Below are 26,606 nucleotides of genomic sequence, written 5' to 3'. Positions count from 1 at the left end.
CTTGCTAGAGATGGCCGGGTTCAACTAGCCGGTACCGTCATCCCCGCTCGCCGGAACGCAAAGCCATCGCCTGAAGCCACATTAGGCGTCGTGCCCCGCAATGAGACCGTTCGGGCAAGCCTCCACCGTGGCAAGACAATCTTGAAACGATGGAACCGCTATCACCAGCGCAGCCGCGTTGAGACCAAGATGCAATTCTTCAGCGTATGGTGCCAGCGTTCGATCTTGCCTTGGGTCTGAGGCGTGGCGCTGTCGTGGTCGGAAGATATCCAGAAATCCAGAGGCTATTCAAATGCCCTCATGCTGCAGCGGAAAGCTCGCCAGCGGGCCTGCGCTCGCGTATTCTCTGGCGGCAAAGGAGGGATACACCCGTGCATAATTGTGATGACCAGGCCGAAACCATCGCGTTTCTGTCCAGGCCAGAAACCTATGGGCTGTCTGCCCCGGTGGAACGGATCGGCACGCATGGCGCTATCGTTTTTCTGGCCGGTGACAGGGCCTTCAAGCTAAAGCGCGCAGTTCGCTATCCCTATCTTGATTTCTCGACAAAGGACCGGCGCAAGGCCGTTTGCGAAGCCGAGCTGGCGCTTAACCGCCGGACCGCGCCGGACCTTTATCTCGCCGTGCAGCCAGTGGGGAAGCAAGCCGATGGCAGACTGACGCTGGGCGCGGGCGATCCGGTGGACTGGGTGGTGGTGATGCGGCGCTTCGCGCCCGAGTGCCTGCTCGATACCATGGCCCGCAAGGGACCCCTCGCCCCCAGCCTGATCCGCGATCTTGCCGATGGCATCGCCGCATTCCATGATACGGCGGAAATTGTGGCGGACCCCGGCGCGGCGCGCGTTCGCGCGGTGATCGATGGCAACCGGGCGAGTATGGCGGCGCTGCCTGAAGATATGCTGCCCGCCGAGGCTTGCGCCCGGCTTCACAGCCGCAGTATCGCGGCGCTCGATATGCTGGCTCCCTTGCTCGACCGGCGCGGGCAGGCGGGGCATGTCCGGCATTGCCATGGAGACCTGCACCTCGCCAACATCTGCCTGTGGGAAGGCGCACCCACTCTGTTCGATTGTCTGGAGTTCGATCCCGAACTGGCCACGACCGACGTGCTTTACGATCTGGCGTTCCTGCTGATGGACTTGTGGCAGCGCGGCCTGCGTGGCGAGGCCTCGCTGCTGTTCAACCGCTATTGCGACATGCGCGCGGAAAGCGACGGTATGGCCGCGATGCCGCTGTTCCTCTCCATGCGGGCGGCGGTGCGTGCCCACGTCAATGCCAGCGCGGCTGAAAAGCAGGAGGATGCAGCACAGCGCGAAGGCAAGGCAGCGGCGGCGCGCGCGTATCTCAATGCCGCCCTGGCCTTTCTGGAACCGGAGCCGCCGCGGCTGATCGCGGTGGGAGGCCTCAGTGGCACGGGCAAATCGACGCTGGCAGGCCGCTTGGCACCATTGTGCGGCAGTGCGCCGGGAGCGCGCTGGCTGCGCAGCGATGTGCTGCGCAAACGGCTGGCGGGAGTCGCGCCCGAGCAGCCGCTGCCGCCCGAGGCCTATACCCGGGAGCGCAGCGGCGAAGTGTATGGCACCCTGATGGAGGAGACGGGCCGTGCGCTGGCCTCCGGCATGACCGTGATCGCCGATGCCGTCTTTGCCGATCCGGCGGAACGCGACGCTGCCGCCGGTGTTGCGGAGCGATGCAGGGTGCCGTTCGCCGGATTGTGGCTCGAAGCACCGGCGGGCACGATGCGGGCGCGGGTCAGTGCCCGGCGCGGCGATGCTTCGGACGCGGACGCGGCGGTGGTCGAGCATCAGCTCGGGTATGATCTGGGCGATCTGGGCGCCTGGCGGACGATCGATGCGGGAGGAACGCCCGATGCTGTGCTGGCCGCCGCGCGCGAGCGGATCGCGGATAACCGTTAGGCCGGGCTCTTGAGCGTGAGCGGGAGCCCCGCCGCGACCAGCACCACTTCGTCCGCAAGGGCTGCGATGGCTTGATTGAGCCGCCCTGCTTCGTCGCGGAACCGGCGCGCGAGGGCGTTTTCCGGCACGATCCCCATGCCCACTTCGTTGGCCACGAGTGCAACCGGCGCAGGGCAGGCCTGCAGAGCGGCACAGAGATCGCCGGTCATGGCCGCCACATCGCGCTCCGTCAGGATCAGGTTCGACAGCCATAGCGTGAGGCAATCGATCAGCACGGCATCGGCGGAGCAGGCGGCGCGGGTAATCGCATCCGGCAGATCGAAAGGGGCCTCCAGCGTTTCCCAGCGGGGGCCGCGATCCGCGCGGTGGCGGGCAATGCGCTCTGCCATCTCCGCGTCGAAGGCTTGCGCGGTGGCAATGAAGGCCAGCCGCCCGGGCTGCGCCTCGATGCGCGTCTGGGCATGGCGGCTCTTGCCCGATCGCGCGCCGCCGAGGACGAACAGCGCGCTCATGCCTCCGCGCCCCGGGCCAGTGCCAGAAGGGCATCGATGTCGAGGTGTTGTTCCAGTCCACCCGCGAGATCGTCCAGCGCGGCATCGACAAGCGCGCCGTGATCGCGAGAATGGCTTTGCACGCCGATCGCGGCCAGCAGCGCGCCGCGCAGTTCGCCCGATGCCAGCAGGCCATGGCAATACGTTCCCATGACTTTGCCATCGGGCGAAAGGCCGCCGTCGGGCTGCCCGCCGTCCAGCAGGGCGAACGGACTGCCTGCCGGGGCACCGCGCGTTTCGCCCATGTGCATTTCATAGCCTTCGAAACGGGCCGACAGCGCCGTGCCGCGCACCTGCCGCAGGGCCTTTTGCGGGCCGAGCACGGTTTCATGATCCAGCAGGCCAAGCCCGGCGATTTCGCCCGGCGGGCCTTCGATCCCCAAAGGATCGGCAATCGTGCTGCCCAGCATCTGATAGCCCGCGCAGATCCCCAGGATCGCGCCGCCGCGCCGGTGATGGGCGAGGATGTCGATGTCCCAGCCCTGTTCGCGCAGGAAGGCCATGTCGGCCAGGGTCGCTTTCGATCCGGGCAGCACGATCAGCGCGGCCTCGGCCGGGATCGGCTGGCCGGGCGGGATCATCGCCACCCGCACGCCGTGTTCCGTCTTGAGCGGATCGAGATCGTCGAAATTGGCGATGCGCGGCAGCATCGGGCAGGCCACCAGCGTCCGGCCATCCCGTGTAGAGCGCCCGCGTTCGAGCACCACGGCATCCTCGCTGGGCAAGCGGGCAACCGCAGACAGCCATGGCACGACGCCGAAGCCGCGCCAGCCGGTCAGTCCGGCAATCGCGGCATAGCCATCCTCGAACAGCGCGGGATCGCCGCGAAACTTGTTGACGATGAAGCCCCGGACCATCGCCGCGTCTTCCGGATCGAGCACGGCGCGCGTCCCCGCCAGCGCGGCGATCACCCCGCCCCGGTCGATATCGCCCACCAGCACCACGGGCACGGCTGCCGCGCGGGCAAAGCCCATGTTGGCGATGTCGCCCGCGCGCAAGTTGATTTCGGCGGGCGATCCCGCCCCTTCGACGATCACCAGATCGGCCCGCTGCGAAAGGCGCTGCCAGCTTTCCAGCACTTCGTTCAGCAAGCTGCCCCGCTTTTCACGGAAATTGGCCGAGCCGAGCGTGCCGCGCACTTTGCCATGCACGATGAGCTGCGAGGTCCGGTCCGCCTGCGGCTTCAGCAGCACCGGGTTCATATCGGTGTGCAGGTCTGCCCGCGCGCCGAGCGCCTGCAAGGCCTGCGCCCGCCCGATCTCTCCGCCATCGGCGGTGACAGCGGCATTGTTCGACATGTTCTGCGGCTTGAACGGCAGAACGCTGAGCCCCCGGTTGGCCAAGGCACGGCACAGCCCGGCGACCAGCACCGATTTGCCGACGTCGGACCCGGTTCCCTGCAACATCAAACCAGCCATGCCACGCCTCCCGCGCCGATCCATGCGAGGGCGCAGGCCCGCAGATACACGGTTCCGGCGCGGGCCATAGCCCCCGCATCGGCCTCTGCCCCCTCGCCGATCCACGGTTTGGGCGACAACACGCCGTCATAGCGGACCGGCCCGGCAAGGCGGATGCCCAGCGTTCCGGCCATCGCCGCTTCGGGCCAGCCCGCATTGGGAGAGGCATGGCGGCCATGATCGCGCCACAGCACGCGCCAGCCGCCCGCTCCGGCAAGGCAGATCAGCACGGCGCTCAGGCGTGACGGGATCAGGTTTGCCGCATCGTCGATTCGCGCGGCGGCCCAGCCATAATCGCGCAAAGGCTCTTCCGGATGGCCGATCAGGCTGTCTGCTGTGTTGATCGCCTTGTAGATCCACGCGCCGGGCAGGCCGAGCGCCAGCAGCCAGAACAGCGGCGCGATAACGCCGTCGCAGAAGCTTTCGGCAAGGCTCTCGATCCCGGCGCGGGCCGTGCCGGGCGCATCGAGCGCGGCCGTGTCCCGCCCTACGATCCAGCTTACGGCCTGGCGCGCGGCGGGCAGATCGCCGCTGGCAAGGGCGCGCTCCACCGGCCGGTAGTGTTCGTAGAGACTGCGCTGCGCCAGCGCGGGCCACGCCGCAAACGCCAGTGGCAGCCAGGCCCATGGCCCGGCGAGCGCGCGGATGGCCTGCTCCGCCGCGAAGGCCGCCCCGCCGCTGGCCAGGATCAGCGCGAGCATCCCGGCCACTCCGGCCCGCCGCCGGAAGCGGGCCGAACGGTGCGGCTGGTTCCAGCGGGTTTCGCACATCCCGATGATCCGCGCGAAGCCGCCCACCGGATGGCCGATCCGGCGATAGAGCGGCTCCGGCCATCCCAAGGCGGCATCCAGCGCCAGCGCGCCCAAGGCTACGGGCTCAACCACCGGCCGGCCAGGAGGCCAGCGCGGCGTCCAGCCGTGCCAGCTCCGCATCGTTTGCGGGCAGTCCGAAACGCAGCAGGCGGGGGTAGTCCGCAAACGGGCGCGTCAGGATCTGCGCGCGGGCCAGCGAGGCGAACAGGTCCGCAGCATCAGGCGCTGTGGCAAGCCGGAACAGGGGGCAAGTGCCCGTGGGGCGCAAGCCGTGGCGCGCCAGAACGGCGTCGAGCCGGGCCGCCCGTTCGGGCAAGGCGGCCTGTGTCTGCGCGATCCAATGCGCATCGCCATAGGCCTCTGCTCCGAAGGCGAGCGCCGCCGCGCAGACCGGCCAGTCCCCCTGCAACTGCCGTATTTCGCGCAGCAAGGCTTCGGGCGCGAGCACGAAGCCGAGCCGCACACCGGCCAGTCCGAAGAACTTCCCGAACGAGCGGGTTACGGCCAGATTGCGGCCGTTCGCCACCAGATCGGCCACGCTGGCTTCGGGATGGCAATCGGCAAAGGCCTCGTCCGCGATCAGCCAGCCGACGGCCTGCTGTTGCCGGCCGAGCGTGAAGACAAGATCCTCTCGCGGGTAGAGCCGCCCGTCGGGGTTGTTGGGATTGGTGACGATCAGCGCGGACGGTCCGGCATGGCCCTGCCGGGCGGGCGCGAAGGCCTGCGCATATGTCCCGTACGTCAGCGGGACATGGCGGGCGGGCAAATCGAGAATCCGCCCCAGCGCCCGCAAGCCCGCCTCGCTGCCGGGAACCGCGCAGCACAGCGCCGGATCGGCGCCGAAATGGGCCGCAGCCGCTTCCTCAAGCTGCCTGAGCGCCCGCACGTCGGGCAAGGCACGCCAATCCGCCCGGATCGTTTCCGCGCCGGGCCAGGGGCAGGGATTGATGCCGGTGGACAAGTCCAGCCAATCGCCCGGATCGCCGCCGAACCGCGTGCAGGCCTCGTCCAGACGGCCGCCGTGGGTGAGGAAGGCGTTCACCGGACGAAGACCAGCGCCGCCAGCGTGGCGGTTTCGACAAGTTCGATTCCCGCGCCGTGGCCATCGCCCGAAATGCCGCCGATCTTGCGGTGCAGCCAAAGGCTCCAGAGAGCCATTGCTACTGCGGCCGCTGGCAGGCCCCATGCCGACGTCCACCATGCCGATAGGCCCAGAACAACGAACCACGCCGCGCAGGCGGGCCAGTTAGCCCCGGCGCCGAAACTGGTGCCCATGCCCCGGTGCAGCGGCGGCAGGGTCAGCGTCCAGACCAGCGGCCCGATCCGCGCTGCGACCGGCACCGCCGCCAGTGCCATGAGCGGGACCGTGTCCACCGCCAGCCGCAGCAGCACCAGCTTGGCGATCAGTTGCAGGGCAATTGCGGTGACGCCGAAGCTGCCGATATGCGGGTCCGCCAGAACCGCCGAAAGCCGGTCTCGATCGTGGTGGGCTGCTCCGGCGGCATCGGCGATATCGCCCAGGCCATCGAGATGCAGCGCGCCGGTGATCGCCACCCAGACCAGCAAGGCGGCAAGAGCGCCTGTCCACGGATCGTGGCGCAGGCCCGCCCATGCCGCTGCGGCCACACACAGCCCGACGACGATCCCCGCCACGGGAAACCAGCGGATCGCGCGCGCGAAATCCTGCTCGCCAGCCGCGATGTTGGGGAGCGGCAGACGCGTCATGAACTGCACGGCAAGGATCAGTGCCTTCATTCGCGATACCCCGTTTCGAGCCCGACGATCTGGCCGGACAAGGGCTCCCCGGGCCAGATCCGCAGCGAGACGAGCGCGCGGTAAGGCAGATCGACCGCCCAGACTGCGCGGTGATCCAGCCCGGTCAGCACCGAAAGCGCCGCGCGCATGGCACCGGCATGGGTGACGGCCAGCGTTTCGTTCTCCAGCCCGGCGAGCCCCTCGCGCACGCGGGCGCACAAGTGAGACCAGCGCTCGCCCTGTGGCGGGGGATTGGCGTCAGGGTCTTCCCAGAAGCGGGACAGGGCCGCAGCATCGACATTTTCGGGGGCCTGCCCGTCCCACGCGCCGAAATCCAGCTCGCGCCAGCAGGGATCGCGCAGGAACGGCACGTCCAGCCGTTCCGCGAGGTATGCGGCCTGCATGCCGGTGCGGCGCAAGTCCGAGCTGACGATCTGCCGCACCGGCAGATGCGCCACCCGGCCCAGCATGACCGGGCATTCGGCCATGCGCGGCGGCTCGTCCAGATGACCCAGCAGCAGCCCGGTCCTCGCCGGGGGGCCGTGGCGCAGCAAATGGACGATGCGGGGGATCATACGCCGCTGGCTACGGCGGCTTCGGCGAATGTCGCCATCTCGTTGTGCGCGGCAAGGGCCGCACGCACGATGGGAACGGCGGTGGCGGCGCCCGATCCCTCGCCCAGCCGCATGCCCAGTTGCAGCAAGGGCTCCAGCCCGAAATGGCCGAGCAGCCGGACGTGCCCGGCTTCGGCAGAGCAATGCGCGGCAAGGCAGTGGTCCGTAAAGCCTGGCGCTTCATTCACCAGCGGCGCGATGGACGCACAGGCGATGAAGCCGTCCAGCAGCACCGGAATGCGCAGCATCCGTGCGGCCAGGATCGCGCCCGCCATGGCCGCGATCTCGCGCCCGCCCAGACGGCGCAGGGTCTCGAAGGCATCGTTGCAATCCGGCAGGTGCAGGATGAGCGCCCGTTCCACAGCACGGACCTTGCGCGCCACGCCTTCGCTGTCGACGCCCGAGCCCTTGCCGCACCACAGCGCCGCCTCGCCGCCGAATGCGGCAGCGCACAGCGCGGAAGCGGGCGTCGTATTGCCGATGCCCATTTCGCCCACGAACAGCAGATGCGCGTCCGGATTGACGGCCGCCGCGCCCGCATTGAGCGCGGCAAGGCATTCCGCCTCGCTCATGGCCGCCTCCCGCGAGATGTCGCCAGTGGGCCGGTCGAGATCGAGTGGCACGACCGAAAGGTCCGCCCCCGCCGCCCGGCACAGGGCATTGATCGCCGCCCCTCCAGCCTGAAAGTTCGCGACCATCTGCGCCGTCACTTCCACCGGAAAGGCACTCACGCCTTGCGCGGCAACGCCGTGATTGCCTGCGAAGACCACGGCCTGCACTTTGTCGATCCGGGGGCGCGGCGCGTCCTGCCATCCGGCCATGAACACCGCGATGTCCTCCAGCCGGCCGAGCGAACCGGCGGGCTTGGTCAGTTCGGCCTGCCGCGTGCGGGCAAGGGCCGTGGCGGCAGCGCCGGGTTCGGGCAGAGCGGAAAGAGCGGCCGTGAACGCGGCGCGGCCGGTAAAGCGGATCATGTGCACAAGTATCCTTCGGGGGGCGTTCGGGTGATGAAGTGGCCCTTCACGCCGTCGGGCCACTGGGCATAACGCACCACGCCTTCCTCGCTGGCGGCATGGCGGGCGGCATATTCCAGAATGGCGCGGGCGGCCTCGCGGTCCGGCGCGAAGTCGCCCAATACGTAGCCGACTTTGCCCGGCGCGCGGATATGGATGGTGCAGTAACGCTTGCAGGCGAAGAGGCAGGGCATTTCCTGCACCGCCACGCCCGCAAGGTCCGGTTCCTCCGCCTGTACCGCACGCAGGGCCTCGGCAAGCAGCGCGCCGCCGCGCCGCCCGCCTTCGTCCTCGCGCGCGGCGGCGCTGAAACGGCACGTGGAGCAGACCACCACCGCCGCTCCGGGCTCCGCCGCGCGCAGCATCAGAAGCGGCTCCTGAGGCCCACGTAGACCGTCCGGCCAAGCGCGCCGTAGCCGCCTGCCGTCTGATAGGTCTTGTCCGCGAGGTTCTCGACCCGGCCCTGCAGCATCAGCCCTTCGGTGACGGGCCACTGCGCGCGCACGTCGAACAGCCAGTAATCGTCCAGTCTGGCCGTGCCGCTGGCGCTGTCGAAGGTCCGGCCCGAATAGCGCGCGGCCACGCTGGCGCGCAGGCCGGAAGGCAGTTCCACGCCTGCTTCCGCATTGGCGAGATGACGCGGCACGCGGGCGAGCTGGCGGCCATATATGCCGCTATCGGGCGTGCGGTCTTCCGCCTCGATCCAGCTATAGTTGGCGTCGGCGAAGAGCACTTTCCACCGCGCGGCAGCAGCCAGTTCGAGGCCGCGCGTATGGCTCTTGTCGACATTGGCGTAATAGCCGAAGCGGGTCGTGGTGGTGCCCGGGATATAGCAGACGCCGGGCAGCGTGCCGGTGGTCGGGCAATAGGCGAAATCGATCAGATTGTCGGTATCGCGCTCGTACCAGGTGGCGGACACGCGCAGGATCTGCCCCAGGCTCTGCTCCGCGCCCACTTCCCAGCCCTTGGCCTTTTCGGGCTCCAGATCCGCCACGCCATAGGCGCTGAACATCTGGTATAGCGAAGGGGCTTTGTAGCCTTCGCTATAGCTGGCGCGCAGCACCGTGGCGCCGCCATTGGGCGTATAGGCCGCGCCGGTGCTCACCACGGTATTGCCGCCGAAGCGCGACTGGTGATCGTAGCGCACGCCGCCATCGAGCGTGAGGCCCGTTACCGGCGTCAGACGGAGCTGGCCGTAAACGCTGTTGGTATCCACCTTGTAGGGCGTTTTCGCATAGGCCGCCGTGCTGTTCGCGGGGGAGGCGGTGGTCATCCGCTGCTCCTCGCGCTCGGCCCCGAACAGGAGCTGGATCGCATCGGAGAAATTGTACGTGCCCTGATATTCGAAGCGGCGAACCCGGCCATGCGCATCGAAATTGAGCGGGCGGACATCGCGGGTGGGATCGTAGTTTTCGCGGTCCGTCACCGATTGCATCACCGCGAGCCGGTTGGTGAAGCGCCCGTCCAGCAGGCCGAAATTGAGCCCGGCATAGCCCGACCATTCCTTGGTCAGCCCGAAGCTGGGCGAATCGCCTGCAAACCCGTCGAAATCGTTGCGCGCGTCGGAATAGTATCCGCGCAAGTCCAGCGAGACCTGCGGGGCGAGGCGCACCGTTACCGTGCCGCTGGCGGCGCTGCGGCGGTAACCGTCGTCCTCGGTGCCATTGGCGCGGGCGGAAATGCCGTCCGTGGTGAACGTGGACCCGGCCAGCCGCCAGTCGACGGCCTTGCTGGTGCCGCCCACACCCGCACGGGCGGAGAACGTCTTGTGGCTGCCGCCTTCGGCCGCGAAGCTGCCTTCCAGCGCCTTTTCGGGCTTGCGGGTGGTTACGTTGACCACGCCGCCGATGGCATCGCTGCCCCACAGGATCGACTGCGGCCCGCGCAGGATCTCGATCCGCTCGGCATCGTCGAGGAACAAGTTGGCAAAGCCGAAACCGCCTGCGGTGGAGGAGGGGTCGGACAGGCGCATGCCGTCCAGCACCATCACCGTCTGGCCGGCGTCCGCCCCGCGGATGCGCAGCGAGGTGACCGTGCCGTAGCCGCCATTGCGCGACAGGCTGATGCCCGGCGTGCGCAGCAGGATATCGGTCAGCGCGATCGGCTGGGCCTCGACGATCGCGGGCTCGTCGAGCACGGTCACGCTGGAGGACACGCGGTCCTGCGCCACCGGCGTGCGCAGGACGGTGACGACAATGCTGCTGTCCGGCGCGTCATCGGCCAGCGCCGGGGTGGAAAGAGCAGCGGAAAGAAGAACGGGAGCGGCCGGTACGGCGGCCAGACGAATCAATTTGAACACGGGAATAGGTCCCTTCAAGCAAACGGCGTTTGCCCGCTGGTTGCATCCACACGAAGGAACGGTCCCCGCTTGCCCGTGGCCGGGCCCGGCTGACGCCCCTCGCACGGATCTGGCCGGCAAGGCGGTGGCTGTCGTTGCGCGAGGGGTGACCCTGCGTTTTGCAGGGCCCTCGAACACCCGGTGCACCCTGCCCGGATGAAGAACGACCGCGTCAGGCAGGTCTCCTGGCTTGCGGGTCGTTGCTCTCCGGCCGCCTTCTCAGGACCGTGTGGTCCCAATGGCGTGATGGCCGGATGGCTCGCCGCTTACAGTTGCAGGGGCAGCCCGGGTATTGCACCCGGTTCCCTTTTGATCCCTTGCGGGGGAACCTGTCGCGGCGCGGCAACTATCGCGCGGGCGAGGTCTGTGCAAGTGCAACATGCTTGCGGAGCAGGACGTCCTCGCTTAATCGTGGGGGCGTATCGGGTGCCCGCAAGGGCTTAATCGGGAAGTCCGGGTGGTGGCGAAAGCCGCCGGAACCGGCACTGCTCCCGCAACTGTGACCGGTGAGCGTACCGTCAAATGCCATTGGGAGGCTTCTCCCGAGAAGGCGGCGGCCAGCGCGATGAACCGGGTAGTCAGGAAACCGGCCTGATGCCGTCGTTCCTTCGCGCGGGCGGGATGAACCGGGCGGACGAGGGCCGCGCCAGTACGGCGCATTCCCTTGGCGGACGGCATTCGTGTGTCGCGTCGAAGGGAGCCAGTGAAGCCAGACCCAACAGTTGAACTTTCCGGGGCTTGTGCCCCCGGCTCCCCGCGCATGCCGCACCGGCTTGCGTCCAGACGCATTCTTCCCGCCTTATCCGGAGATACCGGCGATGACCCGTTCCACCGCTTTCCAATTCAACCGCTTCGAACTGACGATTCTTGGCATTCTTGCCGCCGTGATGCTGCTCACGCGCTCGCATGCGCTGACGCATCTGGTCCACATTCCGAGCACGGCGCTCGCCAGCTTTTTCGTGCTCGGCTATTTCGTGCGCCGTTTCACCGGGTTCGCGGGGCTGTTCGCGCTCGGCTATGCGATCGACGTGGTTTCGATCTCGATGCTCGGCGTGTCGGACTTCTGCTATACGCCTGCTTACGCCATGCTGATCCCTGCTTATGCAACGATGTGGCTGGCAGGCCGCTATGCCGCGCGCATGCCCGAGCGCCTGCAGTCGCTGCCTGCCATGGCCGTTCTGGTGGTAGCCGCGACGTTCGTTTCGCACCTGTTTTCCAGCGGCGGGTTCTATTTCCTCGGCGGCCGTTTCCCCGATCCCACGATCGCCGAGTTCCTGCCCCGCATCGCGCGCTATTTCCCGTTCTCGCTGGTATCGAGCCTGATGTGGACCGGCGTCGCAGTGGCGCTGTGGGCCTTGCTGCTCACGGCCCGTCCCGAGCTGCGCCGCGAGCGTTCGCGGTGAGCGACACGCAGGACCTCACCGAGGAAGAACGCCGCCACAAGGAACGCACCCGCAAGCACAAGGCGGTGGTCGATGCCAAGATCGCCGCTGCCAAAGTGGACAAGGGGCTGGTGCTGGTGCTCACCGGAAACGGCAAGGGCAAGTCCTCCAGCGCTTTCGGCATGGTCGCGCGCACGCTCGGCTATGGCCGGACGGCGGCGGTGTTCCAGTTCATCAAGGGCAAGGAAGACGTGGGCGAGCGCGCTTTCCTCTCCCGCCAGCCCGGCGTGACCTGGGAGAACTGCGGCGAGGGCTTTACCTGGGAAACGCAGGACTTGCGCCGCGATATCGCCACCGCCCGCGCCGGTTGGGAAAAGGCGAAACAGGCACTGGCCGATCCCAACGTGTCGCTGGTGGTGCTCGATGAGCTGACCTATCTCGTCAACTACCGCTACCTCTCGCTGGACGAAGTGCTGCCGCCGATCCGCAACCGTCCGGAAATGCAGCACGTCGTCATCACCGGCCGCGCGGCGCATGCCGATCTCGTCGAACTGGCCGACACGGTAAGCGCGATCCGCGACGAGAAGCACGCCTTCCGTGCGGGCGTGCGGGCGCAGGCGGGCATCGACCTGTGACTTTGGCAGCGCACTGCCCGGCCTTTCTGGTCTCCGCTCCCGCTTCGGGGCAGGGCAAAACTCTGGTGACGGCCGCGCTCGCGCGGCTGCACCGCAAGGCCGGGCGGCGCGTGCGCGTGTTCAAGTGCGGGCCGGACTTCCTCGACCCGATGATCCTCGAACGGGCGAGCGGTGCTCCGGTGCACCAGCTCGACCTGTTCATGGTGGGCGAGGACGAATGCCGCCGCCTGCTGCACGAAGCGGCGGGGCAAGCCGATGTCATCCTCGTCGAAGGCGTCATGGGCCTCTACGACGGCGATCCTTCCGCCGCCGATCTTGCCGCCTGTTTCGGCCTGCCGGTGCTGGCGGTGATCGACGGATCGGCGATGGCGCAGACGTTCGGAGCGCTGGCCCTTGGGCTGGCAACGTACAGGCCGGACATGAACCTTGCCGCCGTGCTGGCCAACCGCGTGGGCAGCGAACGCCATGCGCAGATGCTCGAAGAGAGCCTGCCGCCGTCCCTTACCTGGCTCGGCGCCTTGCCGCGCAACAGCGAGGCGGCCCTTCCCGAACGCCATCTCGGGCTGGTGCAGGCGGGCGAAGTCACCGATCTGGCTGCGCGGCTGGAGCGGGCTACGGCAAACCTGCCGGCCAGCGCCGCGTGGCTCCCCGCCCCGGTTGCGTTTGCACCGCCACCCGGCGGCGTAGAACCGGACCGCCCTCTCGAAGGCGTGCGGATCGCCATTGCCCGCGATGCCGCGTTCGGTTTTATCTACCCCGCCAATCTGGCCTGCCTGGAGACAATGGGCGCAGCGCTGTCGTTCTTCTCCCCGCTGGAAGATGCCTGCCTGCCCGAATGCGACGCCCTCTGGCTGCCCGGGGGCTATCCCGAACTCCACCTGGAGGCCCTGACCACGAACCGCGCGATGATAGAGGCCGTGCACCGCCATCACGCCGCAGGCAAGGCGATCCTCGCTGAATGCGGAGGCATGCTCTACTGCCTGGACGAGCTGGAAGACCGGCACGGATCGAGCGCACGGATGGCAGGGCTGATGCCCGGAAAAGCAACCATGCAGCCACGCCTTGCCGCACTGGGACTACAGCAGGCGGGGCTGCCCGGCGGAACCGTGCGCGGGCACACCTTCCACTATTCGCGCCTGCAAACCGCCCTGGAGCCGGAAATCCGAGCCTCTGCCGGGGACGGGCGCCAGGGCGAAGCGGTTTTCCGCAACGGCTCCCTAACGGCGAGCTACGTGCACTTCTACTTTCCCTCATCACGCCAGGCTGTGGCGCAGATATTCAGACGCTGCGAGCCCTGATATCCTTGCATTTGCGACCATGTTGGAGAGCGCAGAAATCTGCCCTTTTCTTGAGCCATCTTGGGAAATCTCGGGAGGGCGGCTGGAGCGGGTAGCGGGAATCGAACCCGCATAACTAGCTTGGAAGGCTAGGGCTTTACCACTAAGCTATACCCGCCCGCTGCAGCCTTTAGGCCACGGCAGTGAAGTCGTGTCAGGGCGCGCCGATTGCCACGATTTGTACCTGCTCGTCAACGGCTCTCTTGTATAATGTTACAATTGCGGCCTGCAGTCCCCGCAAGCGGATCATCCCGGCGGCTTTGCATGTGGAATACCGCGCAGGAAGTGCAGTTAGAGGCCTGCCGTGTTCTCACACCAGGGCGGTAATGATAGCATTGTGGCACCGGCTGGCAGACAGGAAGCGCAGATGACGAAGCAAGACACCGCGAACGCGTCACGGCGGCGTAATCCGCTGGATCTTTTGATGAGTTCCGGCCTTGGCAAGCTGCTGCGCGGGATCGGTATGGCGCCCCCGCGGGACAGCGGCGAGAGCCTGCTCGATCTGGCCGACGCCTTGCTCTCGCTGCGCGGCCGGGCCTCCGGACCGGCGCTGGCCTCGGCGTTTTTTGAACTCTATGAAGCGTCCGGTCTGGCTGTCCGGCAGGACTTTCTGGGAAAGATCCACGATCGCCATCCCGCCGATGCCAAGGCGATCGACAAGGCCATCGCCAGGTGGAATGACAAGCGCGACGAAGCCTCCGCACTGGCCCTCAACGCCGCGACCGAATCGCCCGGCACGCGCCTGATCAACCAACTCAACCTTGCGCCGCAGGGCACGCAGCGCCTGATCGGCATGCGCCGGGATCTGCTCGCTGTGCCCAGGGCCGCGGCGCCCGCAGGCCTTGCCGCGCTTGACCGCGAGCTGGAAAGCGCATTTACGGCCTGGTTCAATGCTGGCTTCCTGGAGCTGCGGCGGATCGGCTGGGATTCGCCCGCCGCGCTGCTGGAACGCATCATCCGCTACGAGGCGGTGCATGAAATCCACGGCTGGGACGACTTGCGCCGCCGCGTCGAACCGGCCGACCGGCGCTGCTATGGTTTTTTCCATCCGCAGATGCGCGACGATCCGCTGATCTTCGTCGAAGTGGCACTGACGCCGCAATTGCCAAGCGCGATCCATCAGGTCATCGCCGAGGAGCGCGAGACGATCAATCCGCGCGAGGCGAACTGCGCGATCTTCTATTCGATCAGCAATTGCCAGGTGGGGCTGAAAGGCATTCCCTTTGGCAATCACCTGATCAAGCGGGTTGTCGGGCAGCTCAAGGAGGAGCTGCCGCATCTCACCACTTTCGCCACGCTTTCACCGGTTCCCGGTTTCGCCAAGTGGCTGGCCAAAGAACAAGGCCCCGATGCCAAAGTGCCCGGAGCGAAGGACTTGCGCCAGCTGGCCGCACGTTATTTGGTGACGGCCAAGGGCCGGGGCAAGCAGCCTGCGGATCCGGTCGCGCGCTTTCACCTCGGCAATGGCGCCCGGCTGGAAGCGGTCCATGCCAATGCGGACCTTTCCCCCAACGGGCAGAAGCAATCGCACGGGATAATGGTGAACTATCTCTATGACCTTGCCTATATCGAGGCGAACCTCTTCGCGCTGACCGAACTGGGCACGGTCGCGGCATCGAAGACGGTGCAGGCACTGGCCGATGACAGCGAAAGCAGCGGCGGGAAAGGCGGAAAGAAGGCAGGCGGCACCAAGGATCCGGTTCCCGCCTGACGCTCACGGCTGCCGTGGCGGGCGTCAGTGCCCGCCGAAGCCCATCAGGGCATCGACCGCCAGCCCCGCCTCGCGCAGGCGCTCTGCACCGCCCAGATCGGGCAAGTCGATCACGAACAGGCCCTGCGTCACCACACCGCCCGCACTGCGCAGCAATTGCACGGCGGCAAGGGCGGTGCCGCCCGTGGCGATGAGATCGTCGATCAGGACGACATTCTGCCCGTCTTCGACCGCGCCGGGATCCACTTCCAGCGTGTCGGTGCCGTATTCCAGCGCATAGTCCATCGCCAGTACCGGCACGGGCAGCTTGCCCGGCTTGCGCACCGGCACGAACGGCAGCCCCAGCCGGGCCGCGACGGCCGCGCCGAAAATGAAGCCGCGGGCCTCGATGCCTGCGATCGCCTCGGCCCCGGCTGCGCGCGCACGGTCTGCCATGTGCCCGGCGGCGGCGGCAAAACCGGCGCCGTGGCCGATCAGCGTGGTGACATCGCGGAAAAGGATGCCGGGCTTGGGGAAGTCCGGAATCGTGCGGACGAGTGCTTTCAGCTCATCGGGGGTCATGAGCGCCTTTCCTCAAATGAGAAGCGCCCCTGCCATCGCGGGATGGAGGGGCGCCTCGGTATTGCTGTGAAACGGGATCTCAGTGCTTCTTGCCGGCCCAGATATTGCGGTACGACATGTAGCCCAGGATCGTCGCGAAGAGCAGGAAGCCCAGCACGGCCCAGCCGGTCTGCTTGCGCTTTTCCAGCTTGGGTTCGGCCGTCCAGATCAGGAAGGCCGAAACGTCCTTGGCCATCTGATCGACCGTCGGCTTGGTGCCATCGCCATACTCGACCTGGCCGTCGGCCGTCAGCGGCGGCGCCATGGCGAGGTTGAGGTTGGCGAAGTACGGGTTGTAGTGCAGGCCGGACGGCGTCTTGGCTTCCGGGAATTCCTTCAACAACTCGGCCGGCTGTTCGGTGAACCCGGTCAGCAGCGAATAGACATAGGCCGGGCCGTTGTGGCGGGCCTTGGTCATCAGCGAGAGATCCGGCGGAACCGCGTTGTTGTTGGCAGCGCGCGCGGCAATGTCGTTTGCGAAAGGCTTCGGGAAGTAATCGGTCGGCGTGCCGGGGCGCATGGTGGCTTCACCCGTATTCGGATCGGTGCCCGGAACGGAGAACCCGGCCGCGATGGCCTTCACTTCGGCTTCGCTGTAGCCGAGCTGCGCCAGATCGCGGAAGGCGACGTGGCTGAGCGAGTGGCAGGCCGAGCAGACTTCCTTGTAGACCTGGAAGCCGCGCTGCAGCTGCTGGCGGTCGAACTTGCCGAACGCACCGTCGCTGGCGAAATGCACCTTCTTGGGATGAAGGTGGAATTCGTGCTCGGCGGTCAGCGCGGGCGGTTCGGTAATCTGCGTGTAGGCGCCCTTACCGAAGGACCATGCCAGGGCTACCGTGAAGAACAGCCCGACGAGGATCGAGAGAATGCGTGCCATGTCTTTCGTCTTTCGTTCTAGCTGTTGATCACGCCGAAGGAGCCAGTTCGGCGCCTTCGTCCTTCCCGAGGACAGCCTCGGTAATGGAGTAGGGCAGCGGCAGCGGCTTCTCGATCGCCGAAACCACCGGCAGGATGATCAGGAAGTGCGCGAAGTAGTACAGCCCGGCAATCTGGCTGAACATCACGTAGGGCTCCGCAGCCGGAGCGCCGCCGCAGTAGAACAGCACTGCCATGGCCGGGATCAGGCCAAACCAGAAGAACTTCTTGTACGTCGGGCGGTAGGAGCCCGAACGGACCGGCGACTTATCGAGCCAGGGCAGGAAGAACCAGACCAGGATCGCGCCGAACATCGCCAGCACGCCCATCAGCTTGGCCGGGATGAAGAAGAAGTCCTGCGTGAAGGCGCGAAGGATCGCGTAGAACGGCCAGAAGTACCATTCGGGAACGATGTGCGCAGGCGTGCTCATCGGGTTGGCCGGAATGTAGTTGTCCGGGTGGCCCAGGGCGTTCGGGAAGAAGAACACCATCGCGGCGAACGCAATCGCGAAGACACCGATCGCCCAGCCGTCCTTGGCGACGTAGTAGGGGTAGAACGGAACCGTGTCGCTCTCGCTCTTGATCTCGACGCCGGTCGGGTTCGACGAGCCCGGGATGTGCAGCGCCCAGATGTGCAGGATGACGACACCCAGGATCACGAAGGGCAGCAGGTAGTGCAGCGAGAAGAAGCGGTTGAGCGCGGCATTGTCCGGCGCGAAGCCGCCGAGCAGCCACTGCTGCAGCGGTTCACCCACGAATGGGATAGCCCCGAACAGGCCGGTGATGACCTTGGCGCCCCAGAAGCTCATCTGGCCCCAGGGAAGCACGTAGCCCATGAAAGCGGTAGCCATCATCAGCAGGAAGATCACGACGCCCAGCAGCCACACCATTTCGCGCGGCGCCTTGTACGAACCGTAGTAGAACCCGCGGAAGATGTGGATGTAGATGACGACGAAGAACGCCGAGGCGCCGTTGGCGTGGGCGTAGCGGAACATCCAGCCCCAGTTCACGTCACGCACGGTCATTTCGATCGTGTCGAAGGCAACACCCGTGTTGGCTGCGTAGTGCATGGCCATGACGATGCCGGTGACGATCTGGATCACCAGGCACAGTCCGGCGAGGAAGCCGAAGTTCCAGAAATAGTTGAGGTTGCGCGGAACCTCATAGCCGCCACCGACCGCGTTGTAGATAAGACGCGGCACGGGAAGCTTTTCGTCCATCCACTTCATGAAGGGATGTGCCGGGGTATATTCCTTGGCCCAGGGAAAGCTCATGATTGCAGTCCTCTCGCTTGCCCTTAACCGATCTTGACGACGGTATCGGAGGTGAACTCGTATTCCGGAACCTCAAGGTTCTTGGGCGCGGGGCCCTTACGGATACGGGCGGCGGTGTCATAGGCCGAGCCGTGGCAGGGGCAGAAGTAACCGCCGAACTCGCCGCGGTTCTCACCCTCGCCGGCACCCAACGGCACACAGCCCAAGTGGGTGCACACGCCCATGGTGATCAGCCAGTTTTCCTTGCCTTCCTTGGTGCGCTCGGCGAGCGTCTGCGGATCGCGCAGGCTTGACAGCGGCACGGCGTTGGCCTCGGAGATTTCCTTCGGCGTCAGGTTGCGCACGAAGACCGGCTGCTTGCGGAAAACGGCCTTGATCGCCTGCCCTGGATCGATGTTGGAAATATCAACTTCGGTAGAGGAAGCCGCGAGAACGTCGGCAGAGGCCGACATCTGGCTTACCATGGGGATAACGACACCCACGCCAGCGACCCCCGCCGCGCTTACTGCGGCGATATTGATGAAATCGCGCCGACGCACGCCATCTTCTTCTGCCATGCTAAGCCCTTGCCTTGCTTACGAACACCCACTGCCGGGGGACCGACAGCATACTATAACAGCTGATGAACGCCCCTGATCCCCCGAATTCGGCAAAAGAAGCGGGCGCACCCTCTCCCACTGCCGACTTCGCGGGCCTGATATACACGAAATACAGCCGTGCCAACCGCCTTTTTGGCCCATCCCCGGCGGACGGCCCCGCTGGCAGCCAACGCCGGGCTTCTAGAAAGACGATGCGGCTGGGGTCTTGACTTAGGTCAATCCTATCAAGGAGATTTGCCGCCCGTAGTCCGGCTCGCCCTTGTGCGTGGCACGGCGGAACGAATAAAAACGCTCCGGCGCGGAATATGTATCGAGCCCCAGCACCTCGACCCGCCCGATCCCGGCCGCGGCAAGACGGGCGGCAGCATAGGCTTCTAGGTCGAATTGATAGTGCCCGGCACGGCCTGCTGCGAAGAAAGCGGCATTGCCTTCGTCCTCCGCCAGAAACCGGCCGTAGAACGCCTCATCGACTTCATAGCTGCGCCGGGCGATACAAGGCCCCACTGCCGCCACGATCCGGTCCCGGCTGGCGCCCAGCGCTTCCATCGCCTCCACGGTACGATCGGTGACACCGCCGATCGCGCCTTTCCAGCCCGCATGCGCTGCGCCGACGACACCCGCCTCGCGGTCTGCCAGCAGCACCGGCGCGCAATCGGCCGTGAGAATGCCCAGCAGCATGCCCGGCCGGTCCGTCACGAGCGCATCGGCATGCGGGCGCGCATCGTCCGCCCACGGCTGCGGCCCCACCGTGACGCAATCGGGCGAATGAACCTGATAGACCGTCACCAGCCGCGCGCCCGGCAGCACCGCCTGCACGGCGCGGCGGCGATTCTCGGCAATCCGCGCGGGATCGTCGCCCGACCCCGGCCCGGTGTTGAGCCCCGCGACATCACCAGTGCTGACCCCGCCCCTGCGGCCCAGAAATCCGTGCGGCACGCCTTCGAGCAGCCCCGCACGGTTCACTTCAACGGTTTCAGCCAAGGCTCTTGGTCACCTGCTCACGGACATCGCGCGACAGCGAAGGTTCCGCGGCGATCTTCTGCAGTTCCTCGCGCATCATCGCCGCACGGACCGGCTCGATCCGCCGCCAGCGGCCGAGCGAGGGCACAAAGCGCGCCGCCGTCTGCGGGTTGATGGGATCGAGACGGCGAATGAGATCGCCGATCAAGCGATAGCCCTCCCCGCTTTCGTCGTGGAACGCCTTGGGATTGACCGCCGCCGCCATGTAAAGCGCGCGGACCCGGTTGGGGTTGGTCATGGTGAAATCGGGATGCTCCGCCAGCGCGCGGATATTCGCCAGCACGCCGGGATGGAACGAACCCGCCTGCAGCGAGAACCACTTGTCGATGACAAGGGCATTGCCTTCGTAGCGGCTGTGGAAGTCCGCCAGCGCTTCCGCACGCTCGGGCACGTCGAGACTGGCGAGAACCAGCATGGCGCCCTGACGGTCGGTCATGTTGTCGGCCGCGCGGTATTGCGCAATGGCGCGGCGGGCGCCTTCCGCATTGTTGCCGACAGCAATGTAGCCGAGCGCCTGGCTCTTGATCTTGCGCGCGCCGCGGGCGGCGGCATCGCGGCTGTAGAGCACGGCCACCGCACGGTCGTGCAGCGCGCCAAGGATCTGCGCATATTCGCGGCCCAGCCAGGCCTTGAGCGCCTCGCGCTCGGCATGGATCGCGCCGGGATCGGCAATCAGCATCTGTTCGGCCAGATAGCTTTCGGCGGGCAGGATCATCAGTTCGCCGCGCATCAGGTCTTCGAGCGCGGAATCGGTGACGATCGCGGCAAAAGCCTCGCCAATGGCGGCGCGCCCTTCGGCGCGCGCGGCCTCATCCAGTGCCCCGCTGACCGCCGCGACCAAGTGCTGGACGACAAGGCTCTGCATCGCCTCGTAACGGGCGAAAGGATCGTCATCGTGCGCGGCGAGGAACACCAGATCCTCCACCGGCCGGTCGAACTCGATCGAAACCGGCGCCGAGAAGCCCCGGTTGATCGACAGCACCGGCGGATGGTCGAATTCCTCGAACACGAAAGTATCGCTGGCCTTGGTGAGTACGATCAGCTGTTCGCCGGTGTGCTCCTTGTTGTCCCGGTTGAACAGGCCGATGCGCAGCGGGACCGGCACCGGCTGCTTGTCCGGCTGCCCCGGCGTTGCAGGCACCGTCTGCGACAGGTGCAGCGTCGCCGTCGTCCCCTCATGCTTCAGCGTAACGGCGACCTGCGGCGTGCCGGCCTGCGAATACCACAAGCGGAACTGAGTGAGGTCCAGCCCGGCGCCTTCCTCCATCGAGCGGATGAAATCCTCGCACGTGGCGGCCTCGCCATCGTGACGATCGAAATAGAGGTCGGTGCCTTTGCGGAACTGCATGGGGCCCGCCATGGTCCGCATCATGCGGATCACCTCGGCGCCCTTGTTATAGACCGTGGCCGTGTAGAAGTTGCTGATTTCCTGATAGGAATCGGGGCGAATCGGATGCGCCAGCGGCCCCGAGTCCTCCGGGAACTGGGCCGAACGCAGCACCCGCACATCCTCGATCCGCTTGACCGCCTCACTGCCCATGGCAGCACTGAAAAGCTGATCGCGCAGCACCGTGAAGCCTTCCTTGAGGCTGAGCTGGAACCAGTCACGGCAGGTGATGCGGTTGCCAGACCAGTTGTGGAAGTATTCGTGCCCGATCACGCCCTCGACCGCATCATAATCGCCATCGGTCGCGGTTTCGGGATCGGCCAGGACATAACGGGTGTTGAAGACGTTGAGCCCCTTGTTCTCCATCGCCCCCATGTTGAAATCTGACACGGCGACGATGTTGAACAAGTCGAGATCGTATTCGCGCCCGAAAGCCTCCTCGTCCCACTTCATCGAGGCGATGAGCGAATCCATCGCGTGCTGAGTGCGGTCCTCATCACCCGGGCGGACCCAGATGTTGAGATCGACCTCACGGCCCGACATCGTAGTGAACGTGGCATGGTTCGCCACCAGATCGCCTGCCACCAGCGCGAAGAGGTAGCTCGGCTTGGGCCAGGGATCGTGCCATTCGGCCCAGTGGGTGCCGTCGGCATTCTCGCCCTGCGCGGTGCAATTGCCGTTGGCGAGCAGGATCGGGAACTGCGCCTTGTCACCCGTCATCCGCACCGAATAGACCGACAGCACGTCCGGCCGGTCGGGGAAGAAAGTAATGCGGCGGAACCCTTCCGCCTCGCACTGGGTGCACAGCATCCCGTTCGAGGCATAGAGCCCCATAAGCTGGCTATTCGCCGCGGGATTTACCTGGGTTTCCACCTCGACGATATGCTCCGCGCCAGGCAGATCGATCAGCAGATCGGAGCCATCAAGGCGCCAGTCATTGACCGCCGCGCCATCGACGCGCACGGCCAGCGGCGCGATCTGATCGCCGTTGAGGCGCAGCACCGCCTCCCCGCTGCCTTCCGGATTGCGCACCACCTTCAGCTTCGAGGTAATCCCGGCAGCATCGATGCCCAGCGTGAAATCCAGCCCGGTTTCGGGCACCAGCCATGCGGGCGGCTGATAGTCCTCCCGGCGGATGACCGGCGGCGAATGCGGCGGCGGCGCGGCATCCGCAACCTGAGTGTTCTCTGCGGGCTCGGCGGGTCTGCTGGCGATATCCATGTGTGTCTAAGTAAACCTTCCCCGGGCGATTGCCAGCACGGACGCAGCGAATTTTGCACCACAGGCCCGCGCTGCTAGACGGAGGCCATGCCCCGCATGTTCATCTTCGGCCTCGGCTATACCGCGCAAATCATCGCCCGCGATCTCGAAGCGCGCGGCTGGGAAGTGATCTCGACCGGGCGCAGCGGCACGCTGGCGTTCGAGGACGAGGGCACCGTGCGCATGGCGCTGGCCGATGCCGATCATGTGCTGTCCTCGGTTCCGCCGGGAAAGGAAGCGCGCGGGGAACCGCTAGACCCGGTGCTGGAACGTTATGGCAGCGCGCTCAAGGGCAAGGCCCTGTCCTACCTCTCCTCGACCGGCGTCTATGGCGATACGGGCGGCGCTTGGGTGGACGAATCGACGCCCACCGGCACGGGCCGCCGCAGTGCACGCAGCGAGGCGGATGCGGCGTGGCAGACCTTGGGCGCGCGAGTCTATCGCCTGCCCGGGATCTATGGCCCCGCCCGCTCGATGCTGGAGCGGGTGCGCGAAGGCCGCGCCCACTGCATAGACTTGCCAGGGCAGGTGTTCAGCCGCGTCCATGTAGAGGATATCGCCGCCGGGGTGATCGCCGGGATCAAGGCGCCACCGGGCGCCTACAACCTCGCCGACGATCTGCCCTGCGCCCAAAACCGCGTGGTCGAGGAAGCCTGCCGCCTGCTCAGCCTCGCGCCGCCGCCTCTGCAATCGCTGGAAGAGGCGGGACTCTCCCCCATGGCGCGCGCGTTCTATGCCGAGAACCGGCGCGTGGCGAACGGCAAGGCGAAGCGCATGCTCGGCTGGCGCCCGCGCTATCCCGATTACGCGGCGGGCCTGCGCGCACTGAGCGCGACGATGAGCCCGGCCATCGCCAGCACTGCCCCCGCAATGGCCACAGGCGTCCAGCGGTAGCCCTCCAGCACGGTCGAGAGCAGCATCGCGATCACCACGACCACCACGCCGTTGTACGACGCCTTGCCCGCGCCGAGCTGGCGGATCAGCGTGTAGTAGAGCGGAAAGGTCACGACCGATCCGAACAGCGCGAGATAGCCGGTGCCGAGCCAGTACCCCAGACTGACCGGCACCACCGGCGGCCCGGCAGTGATCCACGCCAGTGCGACGTCGCAAGCCGTCCCGTAGAGCATGGCCCAGGCCAGCAGGCTGACCATCGGCAGGCGCTGCCCCGTCTCGTTCGCCTGCATCACGTTCGAGACCGAAGCGCAGAGCATCGCGATCAGCGCGAAGCCGACGCCCAGCGCCACTTTGCCCTGCAATGGCGCCTCACGCGCCTCGTGCAGCAGCAAAAGCAGGATACCGGCGATCGCGATCACGCTGCCCGCCGCAAAGCGCGGCGTAACCGGCTGCTTGAGCAGAATCCGCGCCAGCACTGTGTTCGGCACCAGGAGCAGCGCGATCATGACCGCCACGATGCCCGACGTCAGATGCAGTTCCGCCCGGTAAACGAAATTGTAGTTTCCGCAGAACTGCGCGGCGCCCACCAGAATGGCCAGCATCTGGCCATCGCGCCCCAGCCGCAGGCTCTTGCCCATGGCCAGCGCCACCATGAACATCGCCGGAGTCGCCAGCAGAAAGCGCCAGGCGACAGACCAGCTTGCAGGCACGCCGTCGATCTGCCCGGTGATCACCCACCAGGTCGACCCCCAGATCAGCGAGACCAGCGCAAAGGGCAGGAACACCGCCGGGCGCAGGAAAGAGGGGGCGCCCCCGTTCATAACCGGGCGCTCACAAAGCGGAAATGGCGCGCGCCAGGGCAGAGACATGTTCCGCCCTGGCATCCCATGCCGTAACCAGCCGCGCCGCGCCGTCCCCCCAGTCGTAAAAGCCGAAGCCCTGCCCGCGCAGCGCTGCCCGCTCGGCGGCGGTGCACGAAAGGAACACTTCGTTCGCCTCCACCGGATGGAGCAGACGCCCGCCCGCTGCCGCGCCAATTTCCGCCGCGGCCGCATTCGCGGCCCGCGCATTGGCAAGCCACAGACCGTCTTCCAGCATCGCAAGGATCTGCGCGGCCATGAACCGGCCCTTGGATTGCAGATGCCCGGCACGCTTGCGGCGGAAACGGATCATGTGCGCGGCTTCGGGATCGAAGAACACCACGGCCTCCGCGCTCATGCCGCCATTCTTCACGAACCCGAAGCTGAGCGCGTCGGCCCCGGCGCAAGCCTCGGCGGGCGCACAGTCCAGAAACGCCGCGGCATTGGCAAAGCGCGCACCATCGACATGCAGCCCCAGCCCGCGTTCTTTCGCAAAGGCCGCCAGCGCAGACAGCTCCCCAGGCCGGTAAACGCAGCCGTATTCGCTCGCCTGCGTGATCGAGACGGCATGAGGCTGCACCTGATGCACCCCGTCCCGGATCGGATCGATGACCGCCGCGACAGCATCCGGCGCGATCTTCGCCTGCTCGCCACCGGCCAGCAGCAGCTTGGCGCCGTGCAGGTAAAAGCCGGGCGCGCCGCCCTCGTCCATTTCGATATGCGCCTCGCGGTGGCAGACCGCCGCCCCGTGCGGCGGCACCATGGAGGCCAGCGCCAGGCAATTCGCCGCCGTCCCGGTCGCCACCCACAGTGCCGCGCACTCGCGCCCGAACAGCGCCGTGAACGCCGCATCCAGCTCCCGGCTCAGGGCATCGCCGTCATAGGGCGCGTCGGCACTATCGGCAGCCATCATCACCTTCCAGACGGCGGGATGGACAGCGGCGGCATTGTCGGAAAGGAACTGCATGGCCATATGCCCTGAGAGGCGGCGCGTCCGCCGTCAAGCGTTCGCATCCGCACGTTCAGGCGCAGCAAGGAGAAAGCCCATGGTTGGCGTGACCATCACCAAGCACGAAAACGGCCCCTCCGGCGAATGCTCCGGTGAATGCTCCGGTGAATACAGGGCCCATATCGCGGACAGCGACGCCACCGGCCGCCTGACCTGGACGGAGCGCGGCGGCGTGCACTACGCCGAACACACGCTGGTCCCGCCCGCCATCGGCGGCCGCGGCGTTGCCGGGCGGCTGGTCGAGGCTATGGTCGCCGATGCGCGCGAGAACCAGTTCAAGATCGGGCCGGTGTGCAGCTACGTGGTGGCAGCGTTCGACAAGCACCCCGAGTGGGCGGATGTGAAAGCGTAAGGCTTCTCAAACTCCCGCGATTATACTATACTGAAACCATGAATTTAGGCCGCATCAACTCGGACGCGTCGATCGAGACTGCCAACCGCGTATTCCGCGCGTTCAAGGGCAGCTGGATCGAGGTGGAAGAAGCCGCCGAACGGCGGGAGGATGGCGTGTTCGTCATCCGCCGCCCCGACTTGCGCTCGAAACGCCAAGACTGACCGCGCAGCGCGATGCTGGGAACGTCCCTCGTCGCCATCCTGACGGCGGCGTTCCTCCTTCCCGGACTGGTCGCGGTCTATTTCTTCTACCGCGCGGGCCAGACCGCCGAAGCCGATCCCGTCCTGCCCTCCATGGGATCGCCGGAAGGACTGGTGCAGTTCGGGTGCTTCGCGATCGGCGTGCATCTCCTCTACGTCACCGGGCTCTGGCTGGTTTCCTCGGACCATCCCTGTATTCCCCTGCCCCTGGCCGATCCCTACAGCGTACTGCGCAGCGGCAGCCCGGGGCTGGACAGCCGCGAAGAACAATTCGCGGTTTTCGCGGGGCTCGTCCTGCTCAACCTGACAGCTGCCGGATTCGGCATATTGACCGGCGAGATCGTGCGCGGCGCGGGGAAACTCTCGATCTTCTACGGTCCGCTAACCGACCTGCTGCGCCACGCCCGCGGCCCGGAAGCCTTCATCACCGCCTATGTGCTGACCCGGACAGAGCAGCATGGCTATACTCTCGGCTATGAGGGCATTGTCACCAGCCTGGTGCGCGATTCCAAGAAATTGCCCGCCGTCGTGGTGCTCAAGGACGTGACGCCATTCCGGATCAAGGCTTCAAGCCGGGCAGCGCGGCGCGAGCCTGCAGGCCGCCCGATCGAAAACCTGATCCTGCGCGGCGAGGACTGGCAGAACATCGCCTTCCGCGTCTATCGGATCGAGTAGC

26 protein-coding genes, 1 tRNA gene and 2 riboswitches are annotated in these 26,606 nt (G+C 66.6%); of the genes, 9 read left to right on the top strand and 18 right to left on the bottom strand.

Features of this window, described 5'->3' with window-relative positions:
* The first annotated feature begins 371 nt into the window (after positions 1-371).
* Complete coding sequence (locus MTR66_RS10055) at positions 372-1,913, top strand: bifunctional aminoglycoside phosphotransferase/ATP-binding protein (protein ID WP_243920521.1); 1,542 nt, start codon at positions 372-374, stop codon at positions 1,911-1,913.
* Here MTR66_RS10055 and cobU read toward each other — a convergent pair.
* Genes cobU through MTR66_RS10010 form a run of 9 tightly spaced genes read right to left on the bottom strand, consistent with a single transcriptional unit; the run spans position 1,910 to position 10,414 of the window.
* A complete protein-coding gene (gene cobU, locus MTR66_RS10050) occupies positions 1,910-2,425 on the bottom strand; it encodes a bifunctional adenosylcobinamide kinase/adenosylcobinamide-phosphate guanylyltransferase (RefSeq protein WP_243920519.1) in 516 nt (171 codons plus the stop codon). The genes MTR66_RS10055 and cobU overlap by 4 nt on opposite strands.
* A complete protein-coding gene (locus MTR66_RS10045; protein ID WP_243920517.1) occupies positions 2,422-3,882 on the bottom strand; it encodes a cobyric acid synthase in 1,461 nt (486 codons plus the stop codon). Before MTR66_RS10045 ends, cobU begins: the two co-directional genes overlap by 4 nt.
* Positions 3,870-4,805: an adenosylcobinamide-phosphate synthase CbiB gene (gene cbiB, locus MTR66_RS10040; protein WP_243920515.1), complete on the bottom strand. Its 936-nt coding sequence runs from the start codon at positions 4,803-4,805 to the stop codon at positions 3,870-3,872. The genes MTR66_RS10045 and cbiB overlap by 13 nt, the downstream gene beginning before the upstream one ends.
* Entirely contained in the window at positions 4,798-5,775 is a 978-nt protein-coding gene (locus tag MTR66_RS10035) for a threonine-phosphate decarboxylase (RefSeq protein ID WP_243920513.1), read from the bottom strand. Before MTR66_RS10035 ends, cbiB begins: the two co-directional genes overlap by 8 nt.
* The gene (locus MTR66_RS10030) at positions 5,772-6,488 is read right to left on the bottom strand and encodes an adenosylcobinamide-GDP ribazoletransferase (RefSeq protein WP_243920511.1); all 717 of its coding nucleotides are present in this window, start codon (positions 6,486-6,488) and stop codon (positions 5,772-5,774) included. The genes MTR66_RS10035 and MTR66_RS10030 overlap by 4 nt, the downstream gene beginning before the upstream one ends.
* A complete protein-coding gene (locus tag MTR66_RS10025; RefSeq protein ID WP_243920486.1) occupies positions 6,485-7,063 on the bottom strand; it encodes a histidine phosphatase family protein in 579 nt (192 codons plus the stop codon). The genes MTR66_RS10030 and MTR66_RS10025 overlap by 4 nt, the downstream gene beginning before the upstream one ends.
* A complete protein-coding gene (cobT, locus tag MTR66_RS10020) occupies positions 7,060-8,076 on the bottom strand; it encodes a nicotinate-nucleotide--dimethylbenzimidazole phosphoribosyltransferase (protein ID WP_243920485.1) in 1,017 nt (338 codons plus the stop codon). Before cobT ends, MTR66_RS10025 begins: the two co-directional genes overlap by 4 nt.
* Positions 8,073-8,480, bottom strand: a complete 408-nt coding sequence (locus MTR66_RS10015) for a DUF1636 domain-containing protein (protein WP_243920483.1) — start codon at positions 8,478-8,480, stop codon at positions 8,073-8,075. Before MTR66_RS10015 ends, cobT begins: the two co-directional genes overlap by 4 nt.
* Entirely contained in the window at positions 8,480-10,414 is a 1,935-nt protein-coding gene (locus MTR66_RS10010; protein ID WP_243920481.1) for a TonB-dependent receptor plug domain-containing protein, read from the bottom strand. Before MTR66_RS10010 ends, MTR66_RS10015 begins: the two co-directional genes overlap by 1 nt.
* A 197-nt stretch (positions 10,415-10,611) precedes the next feature.
* Positions 10,612-10,801, bottom strand: a riboswitch (cobalamin riboswitch).
* A gap of 59 nt (positions 10,802-10,860) precedes the next feature.
* A riboswitch (cobalamin riboswitch) is annotated at positions 10,861-11,062 on the top strand.
* A gap of 209 nt (positions 11,063-11,271) precedes the next feature.
* On the opposite strand from MTR66_RS10010, the gene MTR66_RS10005 reads away from it, so the two are divergent.
* From MTR66_RS10005 to MTR66_RS09995, 3 genes are read left to right on the top strand one after another with little or no spacing between them, the layout of a single operon-like run.
* The gene (locus tag MTR66_RS10005; RefSeq protein WP_243920479.1) at positions 11,272-11,856 is read left to right on the top strand and encodes a hypothetical protein; all 585 of its coding nucleotides are present in this window, start codon (positions 11,272-11,274) and stop codon (positions 11,854-11,856) included.
* Positions 11,853-12,470 (top strand): cob(I)yrinic acid a,c-diamide adenosyltransferase, encoded by a 618-nt coding sequence (gene cobO / locus MTR66_RS10000; protein ID WP_243920477.1) that lies wholly within the window; start codon positions 11,853-11,855, stop codon positions 12,468-12,470. Before MTR66_RS10005 ends, cobO begins: the two co-directional genes overlap by 4 nt.
* Positions 12,467-13,768 carry a cobyrinate a,c-diamide synthase gene (locus tag MTR66_RS09995; protein WP_243920475.1) on the top strand — a complete coding sequence of 434 codons (1,302 nt, stop codon included), beginning with the start codon at positions 12,467-12,469 and terminating at the stop codon, positions 13,766-13,768. The genes cobO and MTR66_RS09995 overlap by 4 nt, the downstream gene beginning before the upstream one ends.
* Positions 13,769-13,851: 83 nt before the next feature.
* Here MTR66_RS09995 and MTR66_RS09990 read toward each other — a convergent pair.
* A tRNA-Gly gene (locus MTR66_RS09990) sits at positions 13,852-13,925 on the bottom strand.
* Positions 13,926-14,174: 249 nt separating this feature from the next.
* Here MTR66_RS09990 and MTR66_RS09985 point away from each other — a divergent pair.
* The gene (locus tag MTR66_RS09985) at positions 14,175-15,518 is read left to right on the top strand and encodes a malonyl-CoA decarboxylase domain-containing protein (protein ID WP_243920473.1); all 1,344 of its coding nucleotides are present in this window, start codon (positions 14,175-14,177) and stop codon (positions 15,516-15,518) included.
* A gap of 24 nt (positions 15,519-15,542) precedes the next feature.
* Here the strand turns inward: MTR66_RS09985 and MTR66_RS09980 are convergent, their stop codons facing one another.
* From MTR66_RS09980 to pepN, 6 genes are all read right to left on the bottom strand, one after another.
* Positions 15,543-16,079 carry an adenine phosphoribosyltransferase gene (locus MTR66_RS09980; protein ID WP_243920471.1) on the bottom strand — a complete coding sequence of 179 codons (537 nt, stop codon included), beginning with the start codon at positions 16,077-16,079 and terminating at the stop codon, positions 15,543-15,545.
* A gap of 79 nt (positions 16,080-16,158) precedes the next feature.
* A complete protein-coding gene (locus tag MTR66_RS09975; RefSeq protein WP_243920469.1) occupies positions 16,159-16,995 on the bottom strand; it encodes a cytochrome c1 in 837 nt (278 codons plus the stop codon).
* 28 nt (positions 16,996-17,023) lie between these two features.
* Positions 17,024-18,307, bottom strand: coding sequence for a cytochrome b (locus MTR66_RS09970; protein ID WP_243920462.1), 1,284 nt, complete (start codon positions 18,305-18,307; stop codon positions 17,024-17,026).
* Between the two features lie 23 nt (positions 18,308-18,330).
* Positions 18,331-18,864 carry a ubiquinol-cytochrome c reductase iron-sulfur subunit gene (petA, locus tag MTR66_RS09965; RefSeq protein WP_243920460.1) on the bottom strand — a complete coding sequence of 178 codons (534 nt, stop codon included), beginning with the start codon at positions 18,862-18,864 and terminating at the stop codon, positions 18,331-18,333.
* A gap of 252 nt (positions 18,865-19,116) precedes the next feature.
* Positions 19,117-19,887 carry a peptidoglycan editing factor PgeF gene (pgeF, locus tag MTR66_RS09960; protein WP_243920458.1) on the bottom strand — a complete coding sequence of 257 codons (771 nt, stop codon included), beginning with the start codon at positions 19,885-19,887 and terminating at the stop codon, positions 19,117-19,119.
* On the bottom strand, positions 19,880-22,534 hold the full coding sequence (gene pepN, locus MTR66_RS09955) for an aminopeptidase N (protein ID WP_243920456.1): 2,655 nt from the start codon (positions 22,532-22,534) through the stop codon (positions 19,880-19,882). The genes pgeF and pepN overlap by 8 nt, the downstream gene beginning before the upstream one ends.
* Before the next feature lie 87 nt (positions 22,535-22,621).
* Between pepN and MTR66_RS09950 the strand changes: the two genes are divergently transcribed.
* Positions 22,622-23,467 (top strand): Rossmann-fold NAD(P)-binding domain-containing protein, encoded by an 846-nt coding sequence (locus MTR66_RS09950; RefSeq protein WP_243920454.1) that lies wholly within the window; start codon positions 22,622-22,624, stop codon positions 23,465-23,467.
* Here MTR66_RS09950 and MTR66_RS09945 read toward each other — a convergent pair.
* Both MTR66_RS09945 and MTR66_RS09940 read right to left on the bottom strand, forming a co-directional pair.
* Entirely contained in the window at positions 23,377-24,288 is a 912-nt protein-coding gene (locus MTR66_RS09945; protein WP_243920440.1) for a DMT family transporter, read from the bottom strand. The genes MTR66_RS09950 and MTR66_RS09945 overlap by 91 nt on opposite strands.
* A gap of 10 nt (positions 24,289-24,298) precedes the next feature.
* Positions 24,299-25,294, bottom strand: coding sequence for a threonine aldolase family protein (locus MTR66_RS09940; RefSeq protein WP_243920438.1), 996 nt, complete (start codon positions 25,292-25,294; stop codon positions 24,299-24,301).
* A gap of 79 nt (positions 25,295-25,373) precedes the next feature.
* Here MTR66_RS09940 and MTR66_RS09935 point away from each other — a divergent pair, with 79 nt between their 5' ends.
* From MTR66_RS09935 to MTR66_RS09925, 3 genes are read left to right on the top strand one after another with little or no spacing between them, the layout of a single operon-like run.
* Positions 25,374-25,688, top strand: coding sequence for a GNAT family N-acetyltransferase (locus MTR66_RS09935; protein ID WP_243920436.1), 315 nt, complete (start codon positions 25,374-25,376; stop codon positions 25,686-25,688).
* A gap of 38 nt (positions 25,689-25,726) precedes the next feature.
* Complete coding sequence (locus tag MTR66_RS09930; protein WP_243920433.1) at positions 25,727-25,891, top strand: hypothetical protein; 165 nt, start codon at positions 25,727-25,729, stop codon at positions 25,889-25,891.
* A gap of 12 nt (positions 25,892-25,903) precedes the next feature.
* Positions 25,904-26,605, top strand: coding sequence for a hypothetical protein (locus MTR66_RS09925; RefSeq protein WP_243920431.1), 702 nt, complete (start codon positions 25,904-25,906; stop codon positions 26,603-26,605).
* Position 26,606 lies beyond the last annotated feature (1 nt).

Source organism: Novosphingobium beihaiense (assembly GCF_022832375.1).
GTDB classification, from domain to species: domain Bacteria; phylum Pseudomonadota; class Alphaproteobacteria; order Sphingomonadales; family Sphingomonadaceae; genus Novosphingobium; species Novosphingobium beihaiensis.
The sequence above is the reverse complement of the archived record's forward strand: the minus strand, read 5'-3'. Positions and strand labels throughout refer to the sequence as shown.